Annotated in this window: 2 tRNA genes and 1 rRNA gene; all 3 read right to left on the minus strand. The window is 46.3% G+C overall.

Annotated elements, in window-relative coordinates:
• Window positions 1–296 precede the first annotated feature (296 nt).
• A tRNA-Ala gene (locus tag AK821_RS29215) sits at window positions 297–372 on the minus strand.
• A 10-nt stretch (window positions 373–382) separates the two neighbouring features.
• A tRNA-Ile gene (locus tag AK821_RS29220) sits at window positions 383–459 on the minus strand.
• A gap of 123 nt (window positions 460–582) precedes the next feature.
• A 16S ribosomal RNA gene (locus AK821_RS29225) occupies window positions 583–646 on the minus strand; the annotation flags it as partial.

Consider the following 646-nt stretch of genomic DNA (forward strand, 5'->3'; position numbering starts at 1 on the left):
ACCACGTCTTTCATCGCCTCTGACTGCCAAGGCATCCACCGTATGCGCTTCTTCACTTGACCATATAACCCCAAGCAATCTGGTTATACTGTGAAGACGACATTCGCCGAAAATTCGAATTTCTCAATTAAGAGAACTCACAAATTTTACCTTAGCCTGATCCGTTACCAGTGAAAGTAACGTTCAGTCTATCTTTCTATCACATACCCAAATTTTTAAAGAACGATCTAATCAAAAGACTAGAAATCAATATTCTCAATGGAATACTCATTTCTAAGCTTTCAGAAGCAGTTATATGGTGGAGCCAAACGGGATCGAACCGTTGACCTCCTGCGTGCAAGGCAGGCGCTCTCCCAGCTGAGCTATGGCCCCATAACAAAATTGGTGGGTCTGGGCAGATTCGAACTGCCGACCTCACCCTTATCAGGGGTGCGCTCTAACCAACTGAGCTACAGACCCAATTTCGAGCGCGTAACTGTTAGCTTGGAGCTATCAGCTTGGAGCTTAAAGCTGCTTCTATCGTCTTCTTCAATGAATCAAGCAATTCGTGTGGGAACTTATGGAGCAGCTGATGTCGTCGATTAAGGAGGTGATCCAGCCGCAGGTTCCCCTACGGCTACCTTGTTACGACTTCACCCCAGTCATG

It is taken from the genome of Pseudomonas sp. RIT-PI-r (genome assembly GCF_001297015.1).
GTDB lineage: Bacteria > Pseudomonadota > Gammaproteobacteria > Pseudomonadales > Pseudomonadaceae > Aquipseudomonas.